16 protein-coding genes, 1 rRNA gene and 1 riboswitch are annotated in these 19,419 nt (G+C 69.1%); of the genes, 13 read left to right on the top strand and 4 right to left on the bottom strand.

The features are described 5' to 3' along the window. The 11 genes from rrf to ABT009_RS09415 all read left to right on the top strand — a co-directional run. Positions 1-91, top strand: a 5S ribosomal RNA gene (rrf, locus tag ABT009_RS09465); the annotation flags it as partial. A gap of 179 nt (positions 92-270) precedes the next feature. Then, complete coding sequence (clsA, locus tag ABT009_RS09460; RefSeq protein WP_351291294.1) at positions 271-879, top strand: cardiolipin synthase ClsA; 609 nt, start codon at positions 271-273, stop codon at positions 877-879. 114 nt (positions 880-993) lie between these two features. Continuing rightward, positions 994-3,489 carry a sugar phosphate nucleotidyltransferase gene (locus ABT009_RS09455; protein ID WP_351291292.1) on the top strand — a complete coding sequence of 832 codons (2,496 nt, stop codon included), beginning with the start codon at positions 994-996 and terminating at the stop codon, positions 3,487-3,489. A gap of 88 nt (positions 3,490-3,577) precedes the next feature. Beyond that, positions 3,578-4,480, top strand: coding sequence for a DUF881 domain-containing protein (locus tag ABT009_RS09450; protein WP_351291290.1), 903 nt, complete (start codon positions 3,578-3,580; stop codon positions 4,478-4,480). Beyond that, positions 4,477-4,809 carry a small basic family protein gene (locus ABT009_RS09445; RefSeq protein WP_067272827.1) on the top strand — a complete coding sequence of 111 codons (333 nt, stop codon included), beginning with the start codon at positions 4,477-4,479 and terminating at the stop codon, positions 4,807-4,809. The genes ABT009_RS09450 and ABT009_RS09445 overlap by 4 nt, the downstream gene beginning before the upstream one ends. 5 nt (positions 4,810-4,814) lie before the next feature. Next, a complete protein-coding gene (locus tag ABT009_RS09440) occupies positions 4,815-5,747 on the top strand; it encodes a DUF881 domain-containing protein (RefSeq protein WP_351291288.1) in 933 nt (310 codons plus the stop codon). A 499-nt stretch (positions 5,748-6,246) separates the two neighbouring features. Further along, the gene (locus ABT009_RS09435; RefSeq protein ID WP_351291286.1) at positions 6,247-6,780 is read left to right on the top strand and encodes an FHA domain-containing protein; all 534 of its coding nucleotides are present in this window, start codon (positions 6,247-6,249) and stop codon (positions 6,778-6,780) included. Between the two features lie 16 nt (positions 6,781-6,796). Next, a complete protein-coding gene (gene ftsR / locus ABT009_RS09430; protein ID WP_351291284.1) occupies positions 6,797-7,540 on the top strand; it encodes a transcriptional regulator FtsR in 744 nt (247 codons plus the stop codon). A gap of 75 nt (positions 7,541-7,615) precedes the next feature. Beyond that, a complete protein-coding gene (locus ABT009_RS09425) occupies positions 7,616-8,089 on the top strand; it encodes a bifunctional nuclease family protein (RefSeq protein ID WP_067272821.1) in 474 nt (157 codons plus the stop codon). 285 nt (positions 8,090-8,374) lie between these two features. Next, on the top strand, positions 8,375-9,004 hold the full coding sequence (locus ABT009_RS09420; RefSeq protein ID WP_351291281.1) for a MerR family transcriptional regulator: 630 nt from the start codon (positions 8,375-8,377) through the stop codon (positions 9,002-9,004). Positions 9,005-9,096: 92 nt separating this feature from the next. Next, a complete protein-coding gene (locus tag ABT009_RS09415; RefSeq protein ID WP_351291279.1) occupies positions 9,097-10,692 on the top strand; it encodes a DNA polymerase IV in 1,596 nt (531 codons plus the stop codon). Here ABT009_RS09415 and ABT009_RS09410 read toward each other — a convergent pair. Beyond that, positions 10,608-10,985 (bottom strand): PRC-barrel domain-containing protein, encoded by a 378-nt coding sequence (locus tag ABT009_RS09410; protein ID WP_351291277.1) that lies wholly within the window; start codon positions 10,983-10,985, stop codon positions 10,608-10,610. The genes ABT009_RS09415 and ABT009_RS09410 overlap by 85 nt on opposite strands. Before the next feature lie 149 nt (positions 10,986-11,134). Next, a riboswitch (glycine riboswitch) is annotated at positions 11,135-11,230 on the top strand. Between the two features lie 174 nt (positions 11,231-11,404). Between ABT009_RS09410 and gcvP the strand changes: the two genes are divergently transcribed. Further along, positions 11,405-14,290 (top strand): aminomethyl-transferring glycine dehydrogenase, encoded by a 2,886-nt coding sequence (gene gcvP / locus ABT009_RS09405; RefSeq protein WP_351291275.1) that lies wholly within the window; start codon positions 11,405-11,407, stop codon positions 14,288-14,290. 119 nt (positions 14,291-14,409) lie between these two features. Here the strand turns inward: gcvP and ABT009_RS09400 are convergent, their stop codons facing one another. Continuing rightward, positions 14,410-14,616 carry a DUF5999 family protein gene (locus ABT009_RS09400; protein ID WP_351291273.1) on the bottom strand — a complete coding sequence of 69 codons (207 nt, stop codon included), beginning with the start codon at positions 14,614-14,616 and terminating at the stop codon, positions 14,410-14,412. A gap of 303 nt (positions 14,617-14,919) precedes the next feature. Beyond that, a complete protein-coding gene (locus ABT009_RS09395; RefSeq protein ID WP_351291271.1) occupies positions 14,920-15,546 on the bottom strand; it encodes a hypothetical protein in 627 nt (208 codons plus the stop codon). A gap of 480 nt (positions 15,547-16,026) precedes the next feature. Between ABT009_RS09395 and ABT009_RS09390 the strand changes: the two genes are divergently transcribed. Next, a complete protein-coding gene (locus tag ABT009_RS09390) occupies positions 16,027-17,544 on the top strand; it encodes a glutamate-cysteine ligase family protein (protein ID WP_351291269.1) in 1,518 nt (505 codons plus the stop codon). Between the two features lie 49 nt (positions 17,545-17,593). Here ABT009_RS09390 and ABT009_RS09385 read toward each other — a convergent pair whose 3' ends face one another. Further along, positions 17,594-19,363 (bottom strand): substrate-binding and VWA domain-containing protein, encoded by a 1,770-nt coding sequence (locus ABT009_RS09385; RefSeq protein WP_351291267.1) that lies wholly within the window; start codon positions 19,361-19,363, stop codon positions 17,594-17,596. Positions 19,364-19,419: the final 56 nt, after the last annotated feature.

Here is a 19,419-nt window from a genome sequence, read left to right as displayed (position 1 = left end):
GCCCGGTTACATTCCGAACCCGGAAGCTAAGCCTCACAGCGCCGATGGTACTGCAGGGGGGACCCTGTGGGAGAGTAGGACGCCGCCGAACTATTGTTGAGAATGCCCCTGTACCGGTTTACCGGTACAGGGGCATTCTGTATTTCCGCATTCCCTCAGACCCCACGAGTTTTTGCGTTCGGGCTGTTCGATACCCCTCTGCACTGCCGGACGAAGGGTGACGGTAAAGTCAGGGGGCATCGTAGGCACGTTCCCACAGGAGGCCCCCGGGTGGAGGTCCAGGAGACCCGCGTCCAGACAGACCGGGTCCTCACCATCCCGAACATCCTCAGCATGGCGCGTCTGCTGGGGGTGCCCCTCTTCCTGTGGCTGATCCTCAGGCCGGAGTTCGGCGGCCCCAAGAGCGACGGCTGGGCGCTGCTCGTTCTGGCGCTCAGCGGTGTCAGCGACTATCTGGATGGCAAGCTCGCGCGGCGCTGGAATCAGATCAGCAGTCTCGGCCGGCTACTCGACCCCGCGGCCGATCGTCTTTACATTCTGTCGACGCTGGTTGGCCTTACCTGGCGGGAGATTCTTCCGATCTGGTTGACGGCTGTACTTCTGGCGCGAGAGCTGGTCCTGCTGGTGATGGTGGGCATCCTCAGGCGTCATGGCTATCCGCCACCGCAGGTCAACTTCCTGGGCAAGGCCGCAACCTTCAACCTGATGTATGCCTTCCCGCTACTTCTTCTCAGTGACGGAAGTAGCTGGATCTCCTCACTCGCTGCTATTTTCGGATGGGCGTTCGCAGGGTGGGGTACAACGCTGTACTGGTGGGCAGGGATCCTCTATGTGGTTCAGGTCCGCCGACTAATCAGGGCGGACGCCATAGCCGATTGAGCTCGCCTGCAAGGCGGCCGTAGAGGCTTGATGGCCCGTACCTGACATATGCGGGCCAATACGGACGGGTGCAGTCGGCTAGACCGTCGTCTCTTCAAGGAGGACGCTTCCGACATGAAGGCCGTCGTGATGGCCGGAGGCGAAGGCACACGTCTTCGCCCCATGACCTCGAGCATGCCCAAGCCGCTCCTGCCCGTGGTGAATCGCCCGATCATGGAGCATGTGCTTCGGCTGCTCAAGAAGCATGGGCTTACCGAGACCGTGGTTACCGTTCAGTTCTTGGCGTCGCTCGTCAAGAACTATTTCGGAGACGGTGAAGAGCTCGGCATGGAGCTCACCTATGCGAACGAGGAGAAGCCACTCGGTACAGCCGGGAGCGTGAAGAACGCCGAGGAAGCGCTGAAGGACGACGCGTTCCTTGTGATTTCCGGTGATGCGCTGACCGACTTCGACCTCACAGAGCTCATCAATTTCCACAAGGAAAAGGGTGCGCTCGTCACCGTATGCCTTACTCGCGTTCCCAACCCGCTGGAGTTCGGCATCACCATTCTCGACGAGAGCGGCAAGGTTGAGCGCTTCCTCGAGAAGCCGACCTGGGGCCAGGTCTTCTCGGACACGGTGAATACGGGCATTTACGTCATGGAACCGGAGGTGTTCGACTACGTAGAGGCGGACGTACCGGTCGACTGGTCCGGCGATGTCTTCCCCCAGCTCATGAAGGAGGGCAAGCCGGTCTACGGATATGTCGCGGAGGGGTACTGGGAGGACGTCGGCACACACGAAAGCTACGTCAAGGCGCAGGCCGACGTGCTCGAGGGCAAGGTCGACGTCGATATCGACGGCTTCGAGATCTCGCCCGGAGTATGGGTCGCCGAGGGTGCCGAAGTGCATCCCGACGCCGTGTTGCGCGGGCCTCTGTACATCGGCGACTACGCCAAGGTCGAAGCCGGCGCGGAGATCCGCGAGCACACCGTCGTGGGCTCGAACGTCGTCGTGAAGAGCGGCGCCTTCCTGCACAGGGCAGTCGTCCACGACAACGTCTATGTCGGCCAGCAGAGCAATCTGCGGGGCTGCGTCATCGGCAAGAACACCGACATCATGCGCGCCGCGCGGATCGAGGACGGAGCCGTCATCGGCGACGAGTGCCTCATCGGTGAGGAATCGATCGTGCAGGGCAACGTGCGGGTCTACCCGTTCAAGACCATCGAGGCCGGCGCGTTCGTCAACACGTCCGTGATCTGGGAGTCCCGCGGGCAAGCCCATCTGTTCGGTGCGCGGGGTGTCTCCGGCATCCTCAATGTGGAGATCACCCCTGAGCTCGCCGTGCGGCTTGCCGGAGCATATGCGACGACCCTCAAGAAGGGCTCGACGGTCACCACGGCCCGCGACCACTCCCGAGGTGCGCGAGCGCTCAAGAGGGCTGTCATCTCCGCGTTGCAGGCCAGCGCCATCGAGGTACGGGACCTGGAGAACGTACCGCTGCCCGTGGCCCGGCAGCAGACCGCGCGAGGCAGCGCGGGCGGCATCATGATCAGGACCACGCCGGGGGTGCCGGACTCCGTCGACATCATGTTCTTCGACGGCCGCGGGGCCGACCTGTCGGCGGCGGGCCAGCGGAAGCTGGACCGGGTGTTCGCACGCCAGGAGTACCGGCGTGCGTTCCCCGGCGAGATCGGTGACCTGCACTTCCCGTCGAGCGTTTTCGACTCGTATACAGGCTCGCTGCTGCGGAACGTCGACACGACCGGGATCGCCGAGTCGGGGTTGAAGGTCGTTGTGGACGCGTCGAACGGCAGCGCCGGTCTCGTCCTGCCCAGCCTCCTCGGAAAGCTCGGCGTCGACTCGCTGACCATCAATCCCGGCCTTGACGAGTCCAGGCCCACCGAGACCGCCGATGCGCGGAGGTCCGGGCTGGTCCGGCTCGGCGAGATCGTCGCCTCGGCGCGTGCGGCCTTCGGTGTGCGGTTCGACCCGGTAGGTGAGCGGCTGTCGCTCGTCGACGAGAAGGGCCGGATCGTCGAGGACGACCGGGCGCTGCTCGTCATGCTGGATCTGGTCGCCGCGGAACGGCGCAGTGGGCGAGTGGCGCTGCCGGTGACGACCACGCGTATCGCCGAGCAGGTGGCGGCGTACCACGGGACGCAGGTCGCGTGGACCACGACGTCGCCTGACGATCTGACCCGCGTAGGTGCGGAAGAGGGCACGATCTTCGGCGGCGACGGGCGCGGCGGTTTCATCATTCCGGAGTTCAGCAGCGTCTTCGACGGCACGGCCGCGTTCGTACGGCTGATCGGGCTCGTGGCGCGGACGCAGCTCACACTGAGCCAGATCGACGCGCGCATCCCGCGGGCACACGTGCTGCGGCGTGACCTGGCCACGCCGTGGGCCGTCAAGGGCCTGGTCATGCGGCGCGTGGTGGAGGAGGCCGGTGACCGGTTCGTGGACACGACCGACGGCGTACGCGTCGTCGAGCCGGACGGCCGCTGGGTGATGGTGCTTCCCGACCCCGCCGAGGCCGTCACGCACCTGTGGGCGGAAGGCCCCGACGACGCGTCCGCGCAGGCACTCCTGGACGAGTGGTCGGCCGTCGTGGACAGCGCCGGCCGCTGACCGACGCATGTGCCGGACAGCTCCCGTACGGGGTGCTGTCCGGCACACCGGTGGGGCCGTTCGGAGGTAGCGCCACCGACGTGCGACGATGTGCGGCATGCCGCAGCAGCCCCCCATTCGGAGCACACCGGCGCGCCCGCCGCGTCCGGACGCCTCCATGTCGCTGCTCACCAACGTCATGGACCACAGCCTCGACGACGGCTACGCCGAGGCGGCGGCCCGGAGGAACGCGACGGGCGACAGCCGCATGCCCCGCACCCTGCGCGCGAAGCTCGGACTCGCTCTGGGACTGGTGCTCGCAGCGCTCGTGGTGACGGTGGGCGCCGCACAGGCGCGGGTGGCCGCTCCGGTCGTCGCGAAGGAGCGCGAGGAGCTCATCGACCGCATCGAGCAGGAGACGGCCGCGGCCGACAAGCTCGAGAGCAGTGTCGACACCCTGCGTGACGACGTGAGCCGACGGCAGAGGGAGGCGCTGCGCACCCAGGGTGGCGACCAGGGCGAACTGGTCGGACTTCTCTCGGGGGCGACGGCGGTGCACGGTCCGGGCCTGAAGCTGGTGGTCGACGACGCCAAGGAAGCGGACACGTCGGCAGGGGGCGGGCCGCGGCAGACCTCGGGGTTCTCCGACACCGGACGGGTGCGCGACCGGGATCTGCAGCGGGTCGTCAACGGCCTGTGGCAGTCGGGCGCGGAGGCTGTCGCGATCAACGGGCAGCGGCTCACGGCGCTGTCCGCGATCCGGGCCGCGGGTGACGCGATCCTGGTCGACAACAAGCCGCTGGCGCCGCCGTACACGGTGCTGGTGGTGGGGGACGGCAGCCGGCTGAGCACGCGGTTCCACAACAGCGCCGACGGCCAATATTTGCACGCCCTCCAGGAGAACTTCGGGATCCGGACCAGCGTCTCCGTGGAGGACGATGTCCGGCTGCCCGCCGCACCGAGTGTGATCGTACGAACAGCAGAGCCGAAGGCAGAGAAGGGCACATCGTGATCGCCGTACTGGGCCTCGTCGTGGGAGTCGTGGTCGGACTGCTGGTCCGCCCCGAGGTTCCGGCGGTGGTGGAGCCGTATCTTCCGATCGCCGTGGTCGCGGCGCTCGACGCCGTGTTCGGGGGCCTGCGGGCGATGCTCGACGGGATCTTCGACGACAAGGTCTTCGTGGTGTCGTTCCTGTCGAACGTCGTGGTCGCCGCGCTGATCGTTTTCCTCGGCGACAAGTTGGGCGTCGGATCGCAGCTCTCCACCGGCGTCGTCGTGGTCCTCGGCATCCGTATCTTCTCCAACGCTGCCGCGATCCGCCGGCACGTGTTCCGGGCGTGAGGCCGATGAGCGAGGACAGGACGCCGGAGCGGCAGCCGCGCAAGGAACTTCCCAGTGAGGTTACCGAGGCCGCCGAGGCCCTGGGAGCGCGGGAGACCTGTGAGGCTGAGGGGACTGCTGAGGCTGCCGGCGAGGAATCGATCAACTCCCAAGCCTCTGTGGAACCCTCCGGCCCACGCGAGACATCCGCTGAGGACGAGACGCCGCAGCCTTCGCCGACCGGACGCCGGCGGCTGGCGCAGAGCCTGTGGCCGCCGCGCGTCAGCCGGGCCCAACTGATCGTCGCCCTCCTGCTGTTCGTGCTCGGTCTCGGGCTGGCCATCCAGGTCCGTTCCAACAGCGACAACAGTGCGTTGCGCGGCGCACGCCAGGAAGATCTCGTACGTATCCTCGATGAACTCGACGACCGTACGCAGCGTCTTGAGGATGAGAAGCAGCGTCTCGAGGACCAGCGCACCGAGCTGGAGACCAGCTCGGACCAGGCCGAGGAGGCCCGCAAGCAGACCGTCGAGAAGGAACGCCAACTCGGCATTCTCGCGGGCACGGTGGCGGCGCAGGGCCCCGGTATCACGCTGACCATCGGCGACCAGAAGGGGACGATCGAGGCCGACATGCTGCTCGACGCCATCCAGGAGCTGCGCGCGGCCGGGGCCGAGGCCATCCAGATCAACGACGTCCGGGTCGTCGCTGGCACCTATCTCTCCGATGCAGACGGTGGTGGCGTGAGCGTCGACGGGAACAAGATCAGCCAGCCCTATCGTTTCAAGGTCATCGGCAAACCGCAGGACCTCGAGCCGGCGCTCAACATCCCCGGAGGCGTGGTGCAGACGCTGGAAAAGGAGCAGGCCACCGTGACGGTGACGCGCGCGGAGAAGATCGTCGTGGACGCCTTGCGACCCGCGAAGCGGCCTGACTACGCTCGGTCGTCCTCCCGGTGAAGCCCAGGTGCATGGGGGGTGCCGTGGCAGGGCAGGAGGTTGCGGGGGGTCGGCGCACCGGATGTGTGGTGCGTGGTGGAAACTGTCTGGTGGATACGGACGTTGTGAGGATGTCCGGGTCGGCCGGTGAGTGCAGTCAGGGTTCGTCCTGCCCCACGGGCGGGTCTGTTTCAGTCAAGGGGAATCGCCCGTGAAGTTGTTTGCGAAGTTGTTCGGCAAGAGCGCGCGCCAGGACGGTGGCAGTGCCACCGCCCGGCATCGCGCACCGAGCCATGGGGAGGCCGAGGCGCAGGGGGCCGAGCGCCCGCTGTTCCGCGACCAGGTCGCTGGTCCGGGTGGTGACATTTCGGGCGGTCAGGGCGCGTCTTCTGTTGACCCTGGCGCATCAGGGCGCATAGGTTTCGGGGAACCGTCAACCTCAAGTACGGGTGGAGGGTTTACCCCCGGCCCGTATGCACCCAATGCCCCTGCGGGGCAGCCGCGGCAGGAGGGTCCGTCCATGTCGGCCTTGGTATGTACGAGGTGCGGGAACCGGAACGCCGAGGCCAGCCGATTCTGCTCCAACTGCGGCGCCCCGCTGCGGACCGGAGCGGGTGAGCGCCAGTCCGAGACGACCTCGACGATCTCCATCTCGGGTATCGAGGCCTACGACGCGGAGGTCACCGGCCAGACTCAGCAGCCGGCGCTGTCGCCCGAGGCGCAGGCGGCGGTCGACGCGCTTCCGCTCGGCTCGGCGCTGCTGGTCGTCCGGCGGGGACCGAACTCGGGCAGCCGCTTCCTGCTGGACGGTGAGCTGACGACGGCCGGCCGGCACCCGCAGAGCGACATCTTCCTCGACGACGTCACCGTGTCGCGCCGCCACGTGGAGTTCCGCCGCGGAGCGGACGGCTCGTTCACGGTCGCCGACGTGGGCAGCCTCAACGGCACGTACGTCAACCGGGAGCGGATCGACTCGGTCGTGCTGTCCAACGGCGACGAGGTCCAGATCGGCAAGTACCGGCTGGTCTTCTACGCGAGCCAGCGGGGCATCTGACCTGTCAGGAAGGTCCATGCTGCAAACACCGAGCGGCGGTGCCGGGAGCGGCACCGCCGCAGCGGAGGGTCGGCTGATGAGCATCGGCACCGTGCTGAACGTGCTGCGGGATGAGTTTCCCGAGGTCACGATCTCCAAGATCCGCTTTCTGGAGTCCGAGGGCCTGATCGAGCCGCAGCGGACCCCGTCGGGCTACCGGAAGTTCAGCCCGGAGGATGTGGAGAGGCTCGGTCACGTCCTGAGGATGCAGCGGGACCACTATCTGCCGCTGCGGGTGATCCGTGAGCATCTCGACGCCCTGGAACGCGGTGAGCCCGTGCAGCTGCCCTCCGTGGGCAGGCCGCGTTCGGACGCCGACGGCGAGACTCCGGCCGGGGTCCAGGGGCCGACCGCTGCCCGCGTGGGCCGGGCCGAGCTCTTGGCGGCCGCCGAGGTCGACGAAGAGCAGCTGGCGGAATGGGAGTCCTACGGCCTCATCGCTCCGCTGCCCGACGGCGGGTACGACGCGGAGGCGGTGACGGTCGCGGCCCTCGTGGTGGAACTGGGCCGTTTCGGGATCGAGCCGCGCCATCTACGGGCGATGAAGGCCGCCGCCGAGCGGGACGCGGGCCTGGTCGACCAGGTCGTGGCTCCGTTGCGGCGGCACCGTAATCCGCAGACCAGGGCGCATGCGGAGGCGCGTGCCAAGGAGCTCGCAGGGCTGACGGTGAAGCTGCACTCGGCGCTCGTGCAGACCGCCCTGGGCGTACGCCTCCACTGATTTCGTACATGCTCGAACGGTGCCTGTGGAGTGCTCGACTACCCAAAGGTGCCGGGCACGGCCTAGGGTTGCTGTGTGAACGAGCTCGACGTCGTAGGTGTCCGGGTCGAAATGCCCTCCAACCAACCGATCGTGCTGCTGCGTGAAGTGGGAGGCGATCGGTACCTCCCCATCTGGATCGGGCCTGGGGAGGCGACCGCGATCGCTTTCGCCCAGCAGGGCATGGCGCCCGCGCGACCGCTGACCCACGATCTGTTCAAAGATGTGCTCGACGCGGTCGGCCAGGAACTCAGCGAAGTGCGCATCACGGACCTGCGCGAGGGCGTCTTCTACGCGGAGCTGGTGTTCGCGAGCGGAGTCGAGGTCAGTGCCCGGCCCTCCGACGCGATAGCGCTGGCGCTGCGCACCGGGACGCCGATCTATGGCAGCGACGGTGTGCTGGACGACGCGGGGATCGCGATCCCGGACGAGCAGGAGGACGAGGTGGAGAAGTTCCGCGAGTTCCTCGACCAGATCTCGCCCGAGGACTTCGGAACCAACAGCCAGTGAGTCCGGCGGGCCGGTGAGGGACGCTTGCCCACCGTGGCCCTCAGTCGTCCGGTCCGGGCCACGGTCAGCTCGGCAGGTGCCTTGCCGTGGCCGATGGGTGGCGGGCCGTGGCCGACGGGTGGGGTGGCGCCCGCTGTCAGTGCATTCGGCTAGCCTTTCCCCACGGTGAGGAACGGGAAACCACTCGTAGGGTGATTATCACTCGGCGTGCCGAGTGTGGCGATCGTTGACGCACCCCTGGTGACTGCCTACCGTCGAGAAGGCGGGTCAAGGACGGAGGTCGGCGTGAGAAGCAGCGGCGACGGTACGGCTGGGGGTGGCCCCGGACGGGGTCGGGTGGAGGCGTATCCGCTCCACAGCAGCGCGGCCGACCACACTCCGAAACGGCGGGAAGCAGTGTTGGGTAACGGCGGTGTAGCGGTCGAACAGATTGGCTACCGCGGTCCGACGGCCTGCGCGGCAGCTGGCATCACCTATCGGCAGCTGGACTATTGGGCGCGCACGGGCCTCGTCGAGCCGAGCGTGCGGCCGGCATACGGCTCGGGCAGCCAGCGGCTCTACAGCTTCCGGGACGTCGTCGTTCTGAAGATCGTCAAGCGGTTCCTCGACACCGGTGTGTCCCTGCAGAACATCCGCACCGCGGTGCAGCATCTGCGGGAGCGCGGGTTCCGGGACCTGGAGCGCATGACGCTGATGAGTGACGGCGCGACGGTCTACGAGTGCTCGTCGCCCGACGAGGTCCACGATCTGCTGCAGGGCGGGCAGGGCATCTTCGGGATCGCTGTGGGCGTGGTCTGGCGGGACGTCGAGAGCGCCCTGTCGCAGTTGCACGGGGAGCGCATCGACACCGGGGAGACGCTGGTCGGACACCACCCCGCCGATGAGCTCGCAAGGCGCCGTAACCGCGCTGTGTGAGCTGCTCCCAGCGGGGCGCCTGCGAGCTGCCGGCTGCTCCCAGGGGCCGCCGGTCCGGGGCATTGTCAGTGGCGTGAGGCAGCATCGGTGATGTGAGAACCGCGCCCACCATCCTGCATCTGGACATGGATGCCTTCTACGCCTCCGCGGAGCAGGCGGCGAAGCCCAGCCTGCGCGGAAAGGCCGTGGTGGTGGGCGGACTGGGGCCCCGAGGAGTCGTCGCCACCGCCTCGTACGAAGCCCGTGCGTTCGGGGTGCACTCCGCGATGCCCATGGCCCAGGCGCGCAGGCTCGCGCCCAACGCCGCGTATCTGGTGCCCCGGTTCGGGCTGTACCGGGAGATCAGCGAGCAGGTGATGGGACTGCTGCACCGGCTGTCGCCGCTGGTCGAGCCGCTCAGCCTGGACGAGGCCTTCGTGGACCTGGAGGCAGGGGGCACGGGCTGGGACGAGGACTCCGCGCGGGCCACCGGAGAGCGGCTGCGGGCGGACATCAAGGCGCTCACGGGGCTGACCGGGTCCGCGGGGCTCGCCGCGTCGAAGATGCTCGCCAAGATCGCCTCCGAGCAGGCCAAGCCCGACGGCCTCGTGCTGATACGGCCCGGCACGGAACGGGCCCTGCTGGGCCCGATGTCGGTGCGCGTGCTGCCGGGCGTCGGACCGGCCACCGGAGACCACCTGCGGCGGGCCGGGATCACCACGGTCGAGGAGATCGCCGAGGCCGGTGAGGACGAGCTCGTACGGCTGCTGGGCAAGGCGCACGGGAGCGCCCTGTATGCGATGGCGCTGGCGCAGGACGAGCGGCCCGTGGTGGCCGAGCGCGATGCCAAGTCGGTGTCGGTCGAGGACACGTACGACGTGGACATCCATGACCGTGTGCGGATCCGACTGGAGGTGCAGCGGCTCGCGGACAGGTGCGTTCAGCGGCTGCGGGGCGCCGGGCGGTCTGGGCGGACGGTGGTCCTCAAAGTGCGGCGGTACGACTTCTCGACGCTGACCCGGTCCGAGACCCTCCGCGGTCCCACCGACGATCCTGCTGTGGTCCGGGAGGCCGCGGGGCGGCTGCTGGAGGCCGTGGACACCACTGGTGGGGTGCGGCTGCTCGGGGTCGGCGTGAGCGGGCTCGCCGACTTCACACAGGAGGATCTGTTCGCCCAGGCGGCCGGCGAGCGGTCCGAGGAACCGGAGCACGAGGACGCGGCGCAGCAGCCGGAAGGGGAGGCGCCGGTGCCGGCCGAGCGGCACTGGATGGCGGGTCGCGACGTACGGCATGCCGAGTACGGCGCCGGCTGGGTGCAGGGGAGCGGTCTGGGGCGGGTGACCGTGCGCTTCGAGACGCCGGGCTCCCCGCCCGGCCGCGTACGGACGTTCAGAACCGACGATCCGGACCTGGAGCCGGCCGAGCCGCTGCCCCTTGTGCCCGAACCCGGAGATTCGGGCCCGAGCGCTGGGCCAGGCGGGGAGGCTCCGGGGCCCGGAGACGACGAGGGCGGCATCGAGCGGGGCGGCGAGTACGGGAGCGCGGGCGGAGAGCGCGACGGTCCCGCCGGGCCGGATCCTGCGGGGCGCGAGAGCCCGCGAGTCGGACCGGGAGTGGGGCAAGGTCAGGTGTCGTCCGAGTCCGCCAGGCGGCCGAAGTCGCGGTCAGGGGGCGGTGCGGCACCCGAGTCCGAGACATCCAGCCCGTAGTGGTGGTAGAGCTGCAGTTCCTGTTCGGGGGAGAGATGGCGGCCCACGCCGAAATCCGGGGCGTCCTTGATGAGGGCGCGTTCGAAGGGGATCTGCAGGGTGCCCTCGACCAGCTCGCTCGGCTCCAGGGGGACGAAGGCGTCCCTGGAGAACAGGCCCGTGCGGATGGCCGCCCATTCCGGGATGCCGGTCGCGTCGTCGAGGTAGACCTCGTCGACGGTGCCGATCTTGTGTCCGTTGCGATCGAAGGCCTTTCGGCCTATCAAAGTGCGCGGATCGATGTCGGTCTGCACGGGCCCTCCAGCTGCTCGCCACTCATCCGTAAGCACTACGAAAGAGCACATCGGGCAAGGCGGCCACTCGAAGCCTCGGGTGGGGCATCCGTCGGGTCCCGGGGCGAGGCCCCGGGCCAAGCCCTCGCTGGTACGCTGACATCGGCTGCTGACCCCGTGCGGGAGAGTCCTCCGGTCCCGATCGGAGGCGCCGAAGGAGCAAATCCTCCCCGGAATCTCTCAGGCCCCTGTACCGCACGGACGAGGTCACTCTGGAAAGCAGAGCGGGCGTCGACGGCTTCCGCTCTCACCGACGGTGAAAGCCGGACGACATGTGCGCGCCGGTGAAACTCTCAGGTTGAGATGACAGAGGGGGAGGCCGTCCGGGCACCCGCGCGTGGTGCCCACGAAGGTCGCGTCAGACCAGGAGGCCTCCGCACATGACCGCCAACCGCATTCCGCTCTCCCAGCTGGAGCAGGGCATCCCGTTCGAGCAGCGGCACATCGGGCCCGACGCCGGGGAGCGGGCCAAGATGCTCGCCCAGGTCGGGTACGGCTCGCTCGACGAGCTCACGGCGGCTGCCGTGCCCGAAGTGATCAAGAGCGCCGATGCCCTGGAGCTGCCCGGTGCGCGGACCGAGGCCGAGGTGCTGGCCGAGCTGCGCTCGCTCGCCGATCGCAACCAGGTCCTCGACTCGATGATCGGGCTCGGCTACTACGGCACGTTCACCCCGCCGGTCATCCTGCGCAACGTCATGGAGAACCCCGCCTGGTACACCGCCTACACGCCGTACCAGCCGGAGATCTCGCAGGGCCGGCTCGAGGCGCTGCTGAACTTCCAGACGATGGTGGCCGAGCTGACCGGGCTGCCCACCTCCGGTGCCTCGCTGCTCGATGAGGGAACGGCGGCGGCCGAGGCCATGGCGCTCTCGCGTCGCGTCGGCAAGGTCAAGAACGGCGTGTACCTCATCGACGCCGACGCCCTGCCGCAGACCATCGCCGTGATCGAGACGCGCGCCGAGCCGACCGGCGTCGAGGTGGTCGTCGCCGACCTGTCCGAGGGCATCCCGGCCGATGTCGCCGAGCGCGGTGTCGTGGGCGTGCTGGTGCAGTACCCGGGCGCCTCCGGCGCCGTGCGCGACCTCAAGCCCGTCATCGACCAGGCCCACGAGCTCGGCGCGATCGTCACCGTCGCCGCCGACCTGCTGGCCCTCACCCTGCTGACCTCGCCGGGCGAGCTGGGCGCCGACATCGCCGTCGGCACCACGCAGCGCTTCGGTGTGCCGATGGGCTTCGGCGGCCCGCACGCCGGCTACATGGCGGTCCGCGACAAGTTCGCCCGCAGCCTGCCCGGCCGTCTGGTCGGTGTGTCCGTCGACGCCGACGGCAACAAGGCGTACCGCCTCGCGCTGCAGACCCGCGAGCAGCACATCCGCCGCGAGAAGGCCACCAGCAACATCTGCACCGCGCAGGTGCTGCTCGCCGTGATGGCGGGCATGTACGCCGTCTACCACGGCCCGGACGGCCTGAAGGCGATCGCGCAGCGCACCCACCGGTACGCCACGATCCTCGCCGAAGGGCTGCGGGCGGGCGGCGTCGAGGTCGTGCACGGCGCGTACTTCGACACGCTGACCGCACGGGTGCCGGGCAAGGCCGCCGAGATCGTCTCCGCTGCCCGTGAGCGCGGGGTCAACGTACGCCTGGTCGATGCGGACCATGTGGGCATCGCCTGCGACGAGACCACCAAGCGTGCGCAGGTGGGCGCCGTCTGGACGGCGTTCGGTATCGAGGCGGACATCGAGGCGCTCGACGCGACGGTCGCCGAGGCGGTGCCCGAGTCGCTGCTGCGCACCGACGACTTCCTCACGCACCCCGTCTTCCACCAGCACCGCTCGGAGACGGCGATGCTGCGCTACCTGCGCAGGCTCGCCGACCGCGACTACGCGCTCGACCGCGGCATGATCCCGCTGGGCTCCTGCACCATGAAGCTCAACGCGACCACCGAGATGGAGCCTGTGACCTGGCCGGAGTTCGGCCAGCTGCACCCCTTCGCTCCGGCCGACCAGGCCCAGGGCTACCTCACGCTTATCACGGAGCTGGAGGAGCGGCTCGCCGAGGTCACCGGCTACGACAAGGTGTCGCTGCAGCCGAACGCCGGTTCGCAGGGCGAGCTGGCCGGTCTGCTGGCCGTACGCGGCTACCACCGGGCCAACGGCGACGACCAGCGGACCGTCTGCCTCATCCCGTCGTCGGCGCACGGCACCAACGCGGCCAGCGCCGTCATGGCAGGCATGAAGGTCGTGGTCGTGAAGACCGCGGACGACGGCGAGATCGACGTCGAGGACCTGCGCGCCAAGATCGAGCAGTACCGCGACGAGCTGTCCGTACTCATGATCACGTACCCGTCGACACACGGCGTGTTCGAGGAGCATGTCGCCGACATCTGTGCGGCCGTGCACGACGCGGGCGGCCAGGTGTACGTGGACGGCGCGAACCTGAACGCGCTGGTGGGCCTCGCCAAGCCGGGCCACTTCGGGGGCGACGTGTCGCACCTGAACCTGCACAAGACGTTCTGCATCCCGCACGGCGGCGGCGGCCCGGGCGTCGGCCCGGTCGGCGTCCGCGCGCACCTCGCCCCGTATCTGCCGAACCACCCGCTGCAGCCCGCCGCGGGCCCCGCGACGGGTGTCGGCCCGATCTCCGCGGCCCCGTGGGGCTCCGCCGGGATCCTGCCCATCTCCTGGGCGTATGTGCGACTCATGGGCGGCGAGGGGCTGAAGCGCGCGACGCAGGTCGCGGTGCTGTCGGCCAACTACATCGCCAAGCGGCTCGAGCCGCACTACCCGGTGCTCTACACGGGCCCCGGCGGGCTCGTCGCACACGAGTGCATCATCGATCTGCGGCCGCTGACCAAGGCGACCGGCGTCAGCGTCGACGACGTGGCCAAGCGCCTCATCGACTACGGCTTCCACGCGCCGACCATGTCGTTCCCGGTGGCCGGGACGCTGATGATCGAGCCGACCGAGAGCGAGGACCTCGGCGAGCTCGACCGGTTCTGCGAGGCGATGATCGCCATCCGCGCGGAGATCGAGAAGGTCGGCTCGGGCGAGTGGCCCGCGGACGACAACCCGCTCAGGAACGCACCGCACACCGCGGGCGCGCTGGGCGGTGCCTGGGACCACGCGTACGCCCGTGAGGAGGCCGTCTTCCCGGCGGGCGTCTCGGCCGCCGACAAGTACTGGCCGCCGGTGCGCCGTATCGACCAGGCGTACGGCGACCGGAACCTGGTCTGCTCCTGCCCGCCGCTGGACGCTTACGAGGACTGAGCCGCGCCGCAGCGCGGCGACGACGACATGCGTCGGGGCCGGTTCAGAGATCTCTCCGGGCCGGCCCCTCATGTGTCCGGACGGCTCTGAACGGCCGTCTCAAACGGTGTGCGTACCGCTCAGGCGGCCGTGACCACCTGACCCGTGCCCAGCGGGCGGTGCGGGGCGATGATCCGGCCGTCCGGCAGCAGCTCACCGGTGTCCTCGAAGAGCAGGACGCCGTTGCAGAGCAGGCTCCACCCCTGTTCCGGGTGGTGCGCCACGAGGACCGCGGCCTCGCGGTCGGCGGAGTCTGCTGTCGGGCACGGTGGCTGGTGCTGGCACATGGAAAGGATCTTTCGCTGCGATGTGATGTCTGTCCTGCGGCTCGATGTGTTGTTCATGGCCGCCCCCCGTTCAGTTCGGTCCGGAACCAGTGTTGCCCCACGGGCGAGAATCCGCAGGGATTTGGCAGCACCTCTCCTCACAGGTTGATGACGCATCACCCGTGCGGACGGTTCACCCCAACTGCACTGTCACTTCGGAGGATTCGGCGTGGCCCCACGGGACTAGTCCGGATGGACCCGTGGGCATGCGTGCGCCCCGCGGCCGGACTATGACGGCAGCGGGGCGCGCGCGGTGAACGCTCTTCAGGCGGCCGGCTGGGCGGGCTCGGTCGGCTGGGCAGGCTGCGCCGGCTGGGCGAGCAGGGGAGCCCGGTTCAGCCGGTGGGTCACGACGGGCAGCAGATCCGCGACGAGGTGCGGGCGGTGTGCGGCGATGCCGGGCGGTGCGGGCGCGATCGGCACCAGCACGTCCGTGGCGGCGGGGTTGCCCTCGGCGCCGTCCGCCGTGCAGTCGCCGTGCAGCCACAGGGTGAGCATGTACAGCTCGGGCACGGACAGCAACCGCGGCTGGTACGGCGTGGCCATGGCCTCGGCCTGGCGCAGCGCCAGCTCGGTGGCCGCGATATAGGGGCCCTCGAAGAAGTGCGAGAAGGCCCATCCGTCGGGTGTCAGCCTCGTCTCGGCCGCGGCCACCGCACGGTCGCCCGCGCGGATCAGAAATCGCCAGCCGGTGAGGGTGGTGGTGGGTGAGGAACCGGCCGGGGTGTCCCGGTCCAGTACGTGTACGGGCAGGGGCAGTTCGGGTGTGACGGGTCCGTCGACGGAGCGCAGGGACGGGGTGTGGGCCTCGCGGACCGCGGTGGGGGAACCGAGAGCCGTGAGGACGCTGCGAAGTGCGGGCGCGGGAGCCGGGGGAACGTGCAGCGGCATGGTGGGTCGCCTCTCATCCGACAGGCATGGTGGGGCCGGGGAAGGTGCAAACGGCGCTGTGAGCTCGCGGGGTCAGAGGGGCGGGGGCATCGACCATGAGCGCCAACTCTCTGCCTCGCCAGCGGAGTTTATACGACAGTTGTTCACGCAGTGTTTCGCCTAGCCGTCGGCCGTATTGCGGGCAAGGCGGTATTCGGTCGTTTTGAAGAGGTGTTCGTCTCGATTCTCTGGGTAGTCGAGTCCCTGACCTCGCATTCTCCGGTGGAAGCGGACGGCTGAAACTCGTCGGCTATTTCACCAGACAACTACGAGCGGTATCTGCAGAGTGCGGCATGCCCCGTGAATGTGCCGCGTGGCATCCGCGCCGAGCGTACCGGGTCATGGGCCGGTCAAGGAGCGTTATCGATCAATTGCCTGGGCATCATCACCGATGACTCTGCGGCCGGTGCTTCGGCTGCCCGTGCGAGGAGGGACGCTTCGATGGGGGAGAAGGTCGAGGCAGTCGCGTTCGACCTGGCCGATCGGCAGGAGTACCGGAGGAAGCTCCGGCAGTGCCTGGCGGGGCTGGCGCGCCTCCTGGCGGAGAAGCGCTTCGACAGGCCCAAGAATCTGATGGGTCTGGAGATCGAGCTGAATCTCGTCGGATCCGACGGCCTGCCGCGAATGATGAATGCGGAAGTGTTGAAGCGCATCGCCAGTCGCGATTTCCAGACCGAACTGGGAATGTTCAATCTGGAAGCGAACATAGCCCCGCACCGATTGGAGAGCCGCGTTCTCGACCGGCTGGCCGAGGAGCTGCGGACCGCGCTCGCATATGCCGACCGCAAAGCCAACGAGGTCGATGCCGGGATCGCGCTGATCGGCATTCTGCCGACTCTCGGGCGTCATCACCTCGTCTCCGGAAACCTCTCGGACGTCGATCGCTACATGCTGCTCAACCAGCAGATCGTGGCGGCCCGCGGAGAGGACTTCGCCCTCGACATCGAGGGCGTGGAGCATCTCGTATGCACTTCGGCGTCCATAGCGCCGGAGGCGGCCTGCACATCCGTGCAGCTCCATCTGCAGGTCACGCCCCAGCGGTTCGCGGATGTGTGGAACGCGGCGCAGGCCGTGGCGGCGGTGCAGATCGCCCTGGGTGCGAACTCTCCGTTCCTGTTCGGGCGTGAGCTGTGGCGGGAGTCCCGGATCCCGCTGTTCCTGCAGTCCACCGACACTCGCCCGCCCGAGCTGCAGGCGCAGGGCGTGCGGCCGCGGACCTGGTTCGGGGAGCGGTGGATCAACGACGCGTACGAACTCTTCGAGGAGAACCTGAAGTACTTCCCCGCGCTGCTTCCCCTCCCCGACGACGAGGATCCGCTGAGCGTCCTCGATGAGGGAGGGGTGCCGCGGCTCGCCGAGCTCGTGCTGCACAACGGCACCGTCTACCGCTGGAACCGGCCGGTCTACGGCGTCGCGGACGGCGTCCCCCATCTGCGCGTGGAGAACCGCGTACTGCCTGCGGGACCGACGGTTACCGACGTCGTCGCCAACGCCGCCTTCTACTACGGCGTCGTACGGGCGCTGGCCTCGGACGCGCGGCCCGTGTGGACCCGGATGCCATTCGAGGCCGCTGCCGCCAACTTCGAGGAGGCATGCCGCAATGGCATCGAGGCGCAGCTGGAATGGCCGCGCCCCGGCCGGCGCGCCGGGACGGCCAAGGTGCCGGCAGTGACCCTCGTACGTGACGAGCTGCTGCCGCTCGCCGCCGCGGGCCTCGACGCGTGGGGCGTCGAGGCCGCCGACCGCGACTTCTACCTCGGCGTGATCGAGGAGCGGTGCCACAGGCGGGTCAACGGTGCGACCTGGCAGGCGGCCACGTTCCACCGTGCGCTGGAGAGCGGCCTCGACCGGGATGCCGCGCTCGCCGCCACTACCCGGCGCTACTGCGAGCTGATGCGCGCGGGTGAGCCGGTGCACACCTGGCCGGTGGGGCTGCCTGCGGCGGTGCCGACGGGGTGAGGGCAGGCGCTGCGTTGCGTCCGGCGATCCCGCCACCGCGGCACAGCGGTCAACCCTGGGAGCCGGCCTCCATGATCGCCTTCAGGATGACCGCGTGGATCTGCGACGGATCGGTGACCCGGTGGCCCGAGCCGCCGGTGGCCGTGGCGATGGCCTGCAGCTCCTTCTCGTCCGCTTCGGGGCCCACGGCGATGGCGATGAGCGGCACGGGGCGTTTCGGGTCGGCGAGCCGCTGCAGCTTGGAGATCAGCTGGGAGCGGGAGATGCTCCCGGGGTCCTGGTTCACGCCGTCGGTGAGGATCACCAGGGCGTTGAATTTGCCGTCCACGTACGAGGACGCGGCCGCCTCGTACGCGGCGAGCGTGGTGTCGTACAGGCGGCCTGTCGCGCCGCCCTGAACGGGCTGCAGGGCGGCGAAGGCGGCGGACAGCTTGTCGCGCTGTGTTCCGTTGCCCTTACTGTCGCCGAGGCGTTCGGTCGGCACCAGCTCGCGGTAGTCGCGGACACCGTCGAGGTGTGTGGAGAACTCCCACAGACCGATCTCGTCCTCCGGCGTGAACTGGGCGAGAGCCTGCAGCAGTGACGCCTTGGTCACCTCCATGCGGGACTGGCCGCGCCCCGGGACGATCTCCGCCATGGAGCCCGATGCGTCGACGACCGTGGTGAGCCGGGCGCTCTGTACCGTGATCGTCCACATGCCCAGCGTCTCCTGGAGGTCCTTCTCGTCGGGGTCTTCGGCGGGCGCCTCGGCGTAGGGCTGCGGTGAGCGGCCGCCGGCCTCCGTGACGAGCTCTTCCGACGCCGTGTCCTCGTCCGTGCGGAACCCGTGCTCGGTCAGGATCCGCTGCCCGGCGTCCTCGCCGAGCAGCGTCATGAAGCGCAGGGCCGCGCGGCTCTCGTCCGTGGTCAGCCGTGTCTCGTCGACCATTGTGAAGGGGTGGTCGAGCTGCGGTGATCCGTCCTTGGGGTAGAAGAGGTCGAGACTGTCCCCGCCGTCGGCCGAGGAGTTGTACGTGAACGCGGCCTGCTCGGAGAGGAACAGCGCCTGGTTGCGGCGCGGGTTGCCCTCCTCGGTGCCCGAGGAGTCGCGGGCGAGTGTTTCCAAGGCCTGGGAGTCGCTGTCGGCCGTGCGCTGCGAGAGCACTTTCGCCATCGCGGCCACCTGCGTGTCCCCGTCCGGGTCGGCCTTCTTCGCGGACGCGCCCAGCTTCGTGAGGGCGAGCAGGCCGGTCGCGCTGCGCGCCGGGTCCGCGGCGCCGAGCCGCAGCTTCTCGTCCTGCATCGCCGCGCCCGTCAGCTCAGCCCAGGTGTACGTCTTCTTCGGGAAGCCCAGCGACTCGGCGGCCGACGGGACCATGGCCACCCCGATCGGGGACGAGGCGATGTTGCCGGCTGTCATGACGGACGTGGCCGCGCCGCCGGTGGTCCGCTCGACCCACAGGTCGGAGTCCGGAACCCACACCTGGTAGTCCGGCTGGTCCTTGCCCGCCTTCAGGGCGGCAGCGACCTCGTACGCCTCGCGCGCGGTCACCCGGATCTCCATGCAGTTCCCGTCGGAGGTGACGTCCTTGTCGCGGACGTACGCGGCGGCCGAGCGCAGGGCCGGGGCGATATCGGGGGAGGCGACCACCTTGAGGTGCACCGTGTTGCCGTCGCACGAGTCGCCGAACGACAGCAGGCCGCCGCGCACCGCGCCCGCCGTGCCCGCGGCGACGCCCAGCACCAGGACCGTGGCGATGGCCATGGCACGGCGGCGGGCGCGAGGAGGGGACTCGATGTCGGCTGTCCCATACTCGTCGGGCAAGCTGTGACGTCCCATGGCGGTGGTGCCCCTCCTTGATAAGCCTTGAGCGGTAGAGCAAGGAAAAGGGGGAG

The organism is Streptomyces sp. NPDC002896, from assembly GCF_040295225.1.
Lineage (GTDB): Bacteria > Actinomycetota > Actinomycetes > Streptomycetales > Streptomycetaceae > Streptomyces.
The sequence above is the reverse complement of the archived record's forward strand: the minus strand, read 5'-3'. Positions and strand labels throughout refer to the sequence as shown.

Bases quoted from the DNA above. Each gene is read 5' to 3' on its own strand.
- ABT009_RS09455 (WP_351291292.1), top strand. From the start codon at position 994: ATGAAGGCCGTCGTGATGGCCGGAGGCGAAGGCACACGTCTTCGCCCC.
- ABT009_RS09450 (WP_351291290.1), top strand. From the start codon at position 3,578: ATGTGCGGCATGCCGCAGCAGCCCCCCATTCGGAGCACACCGGCGCGC.
- ABT009_RS09440 (WP_351291288.1), top strand. From the start codon at position 4,815: ATGAGCGAGGACAGGACGCCGGAGCGGCAGCCGCGCAAGGAACTTCCC.
- ABT009_RS09435 (WP_351291286.1), top strand. From the start codon at position 6,247: ATGTCGGCCTTGGTATGTACGAGGTGCGGGAACCGGAACGCCGAGGCC.
- ftsR (WP_351291284.1), top strand. From the start codon at position 6,797: ATGCTGCAAACACCGAGCGGCGGTGCCGGGAGCGGCACCGCCGCAGCG.
- gcvP (WP_351291275.1), top strand. From the start codon at position 11,405: ATGACCGCCAACCGCATTCCGCTCTCCCAGCTGGAGCAGGGCATCCCG.
- ABT009_RS09400 (WP_351291273.1), bottom strand. From the start codon at position 14,616: ATGTGCCAGCACCAGCCACCGTGCCCGACAGCAGACTCCGCCGACCGC.
- ABT009_RS09395 (WP_351291271.1), bottom strand. From the start codon at position 15,546: ATGCCGCTGCACGTTCCCCCGGCTCCCGCGCCCGCACTTCGCAGCGTC.
- ABT009_RS09390 (WP_351291269.1), top strand. From the start codon at position 16,027: ATGGGGGAGAAGGTCGAGGCAGTCGCGTTCGACCTGGCCGATCGGCAG.
- ABT009_RS09385 (WP_351291267.1), bottom strand. From the start codon at position 19,363: ATGGGACGTCACAGCTTGCCCGACGAGTATGGGACAGCCGACATCGAG.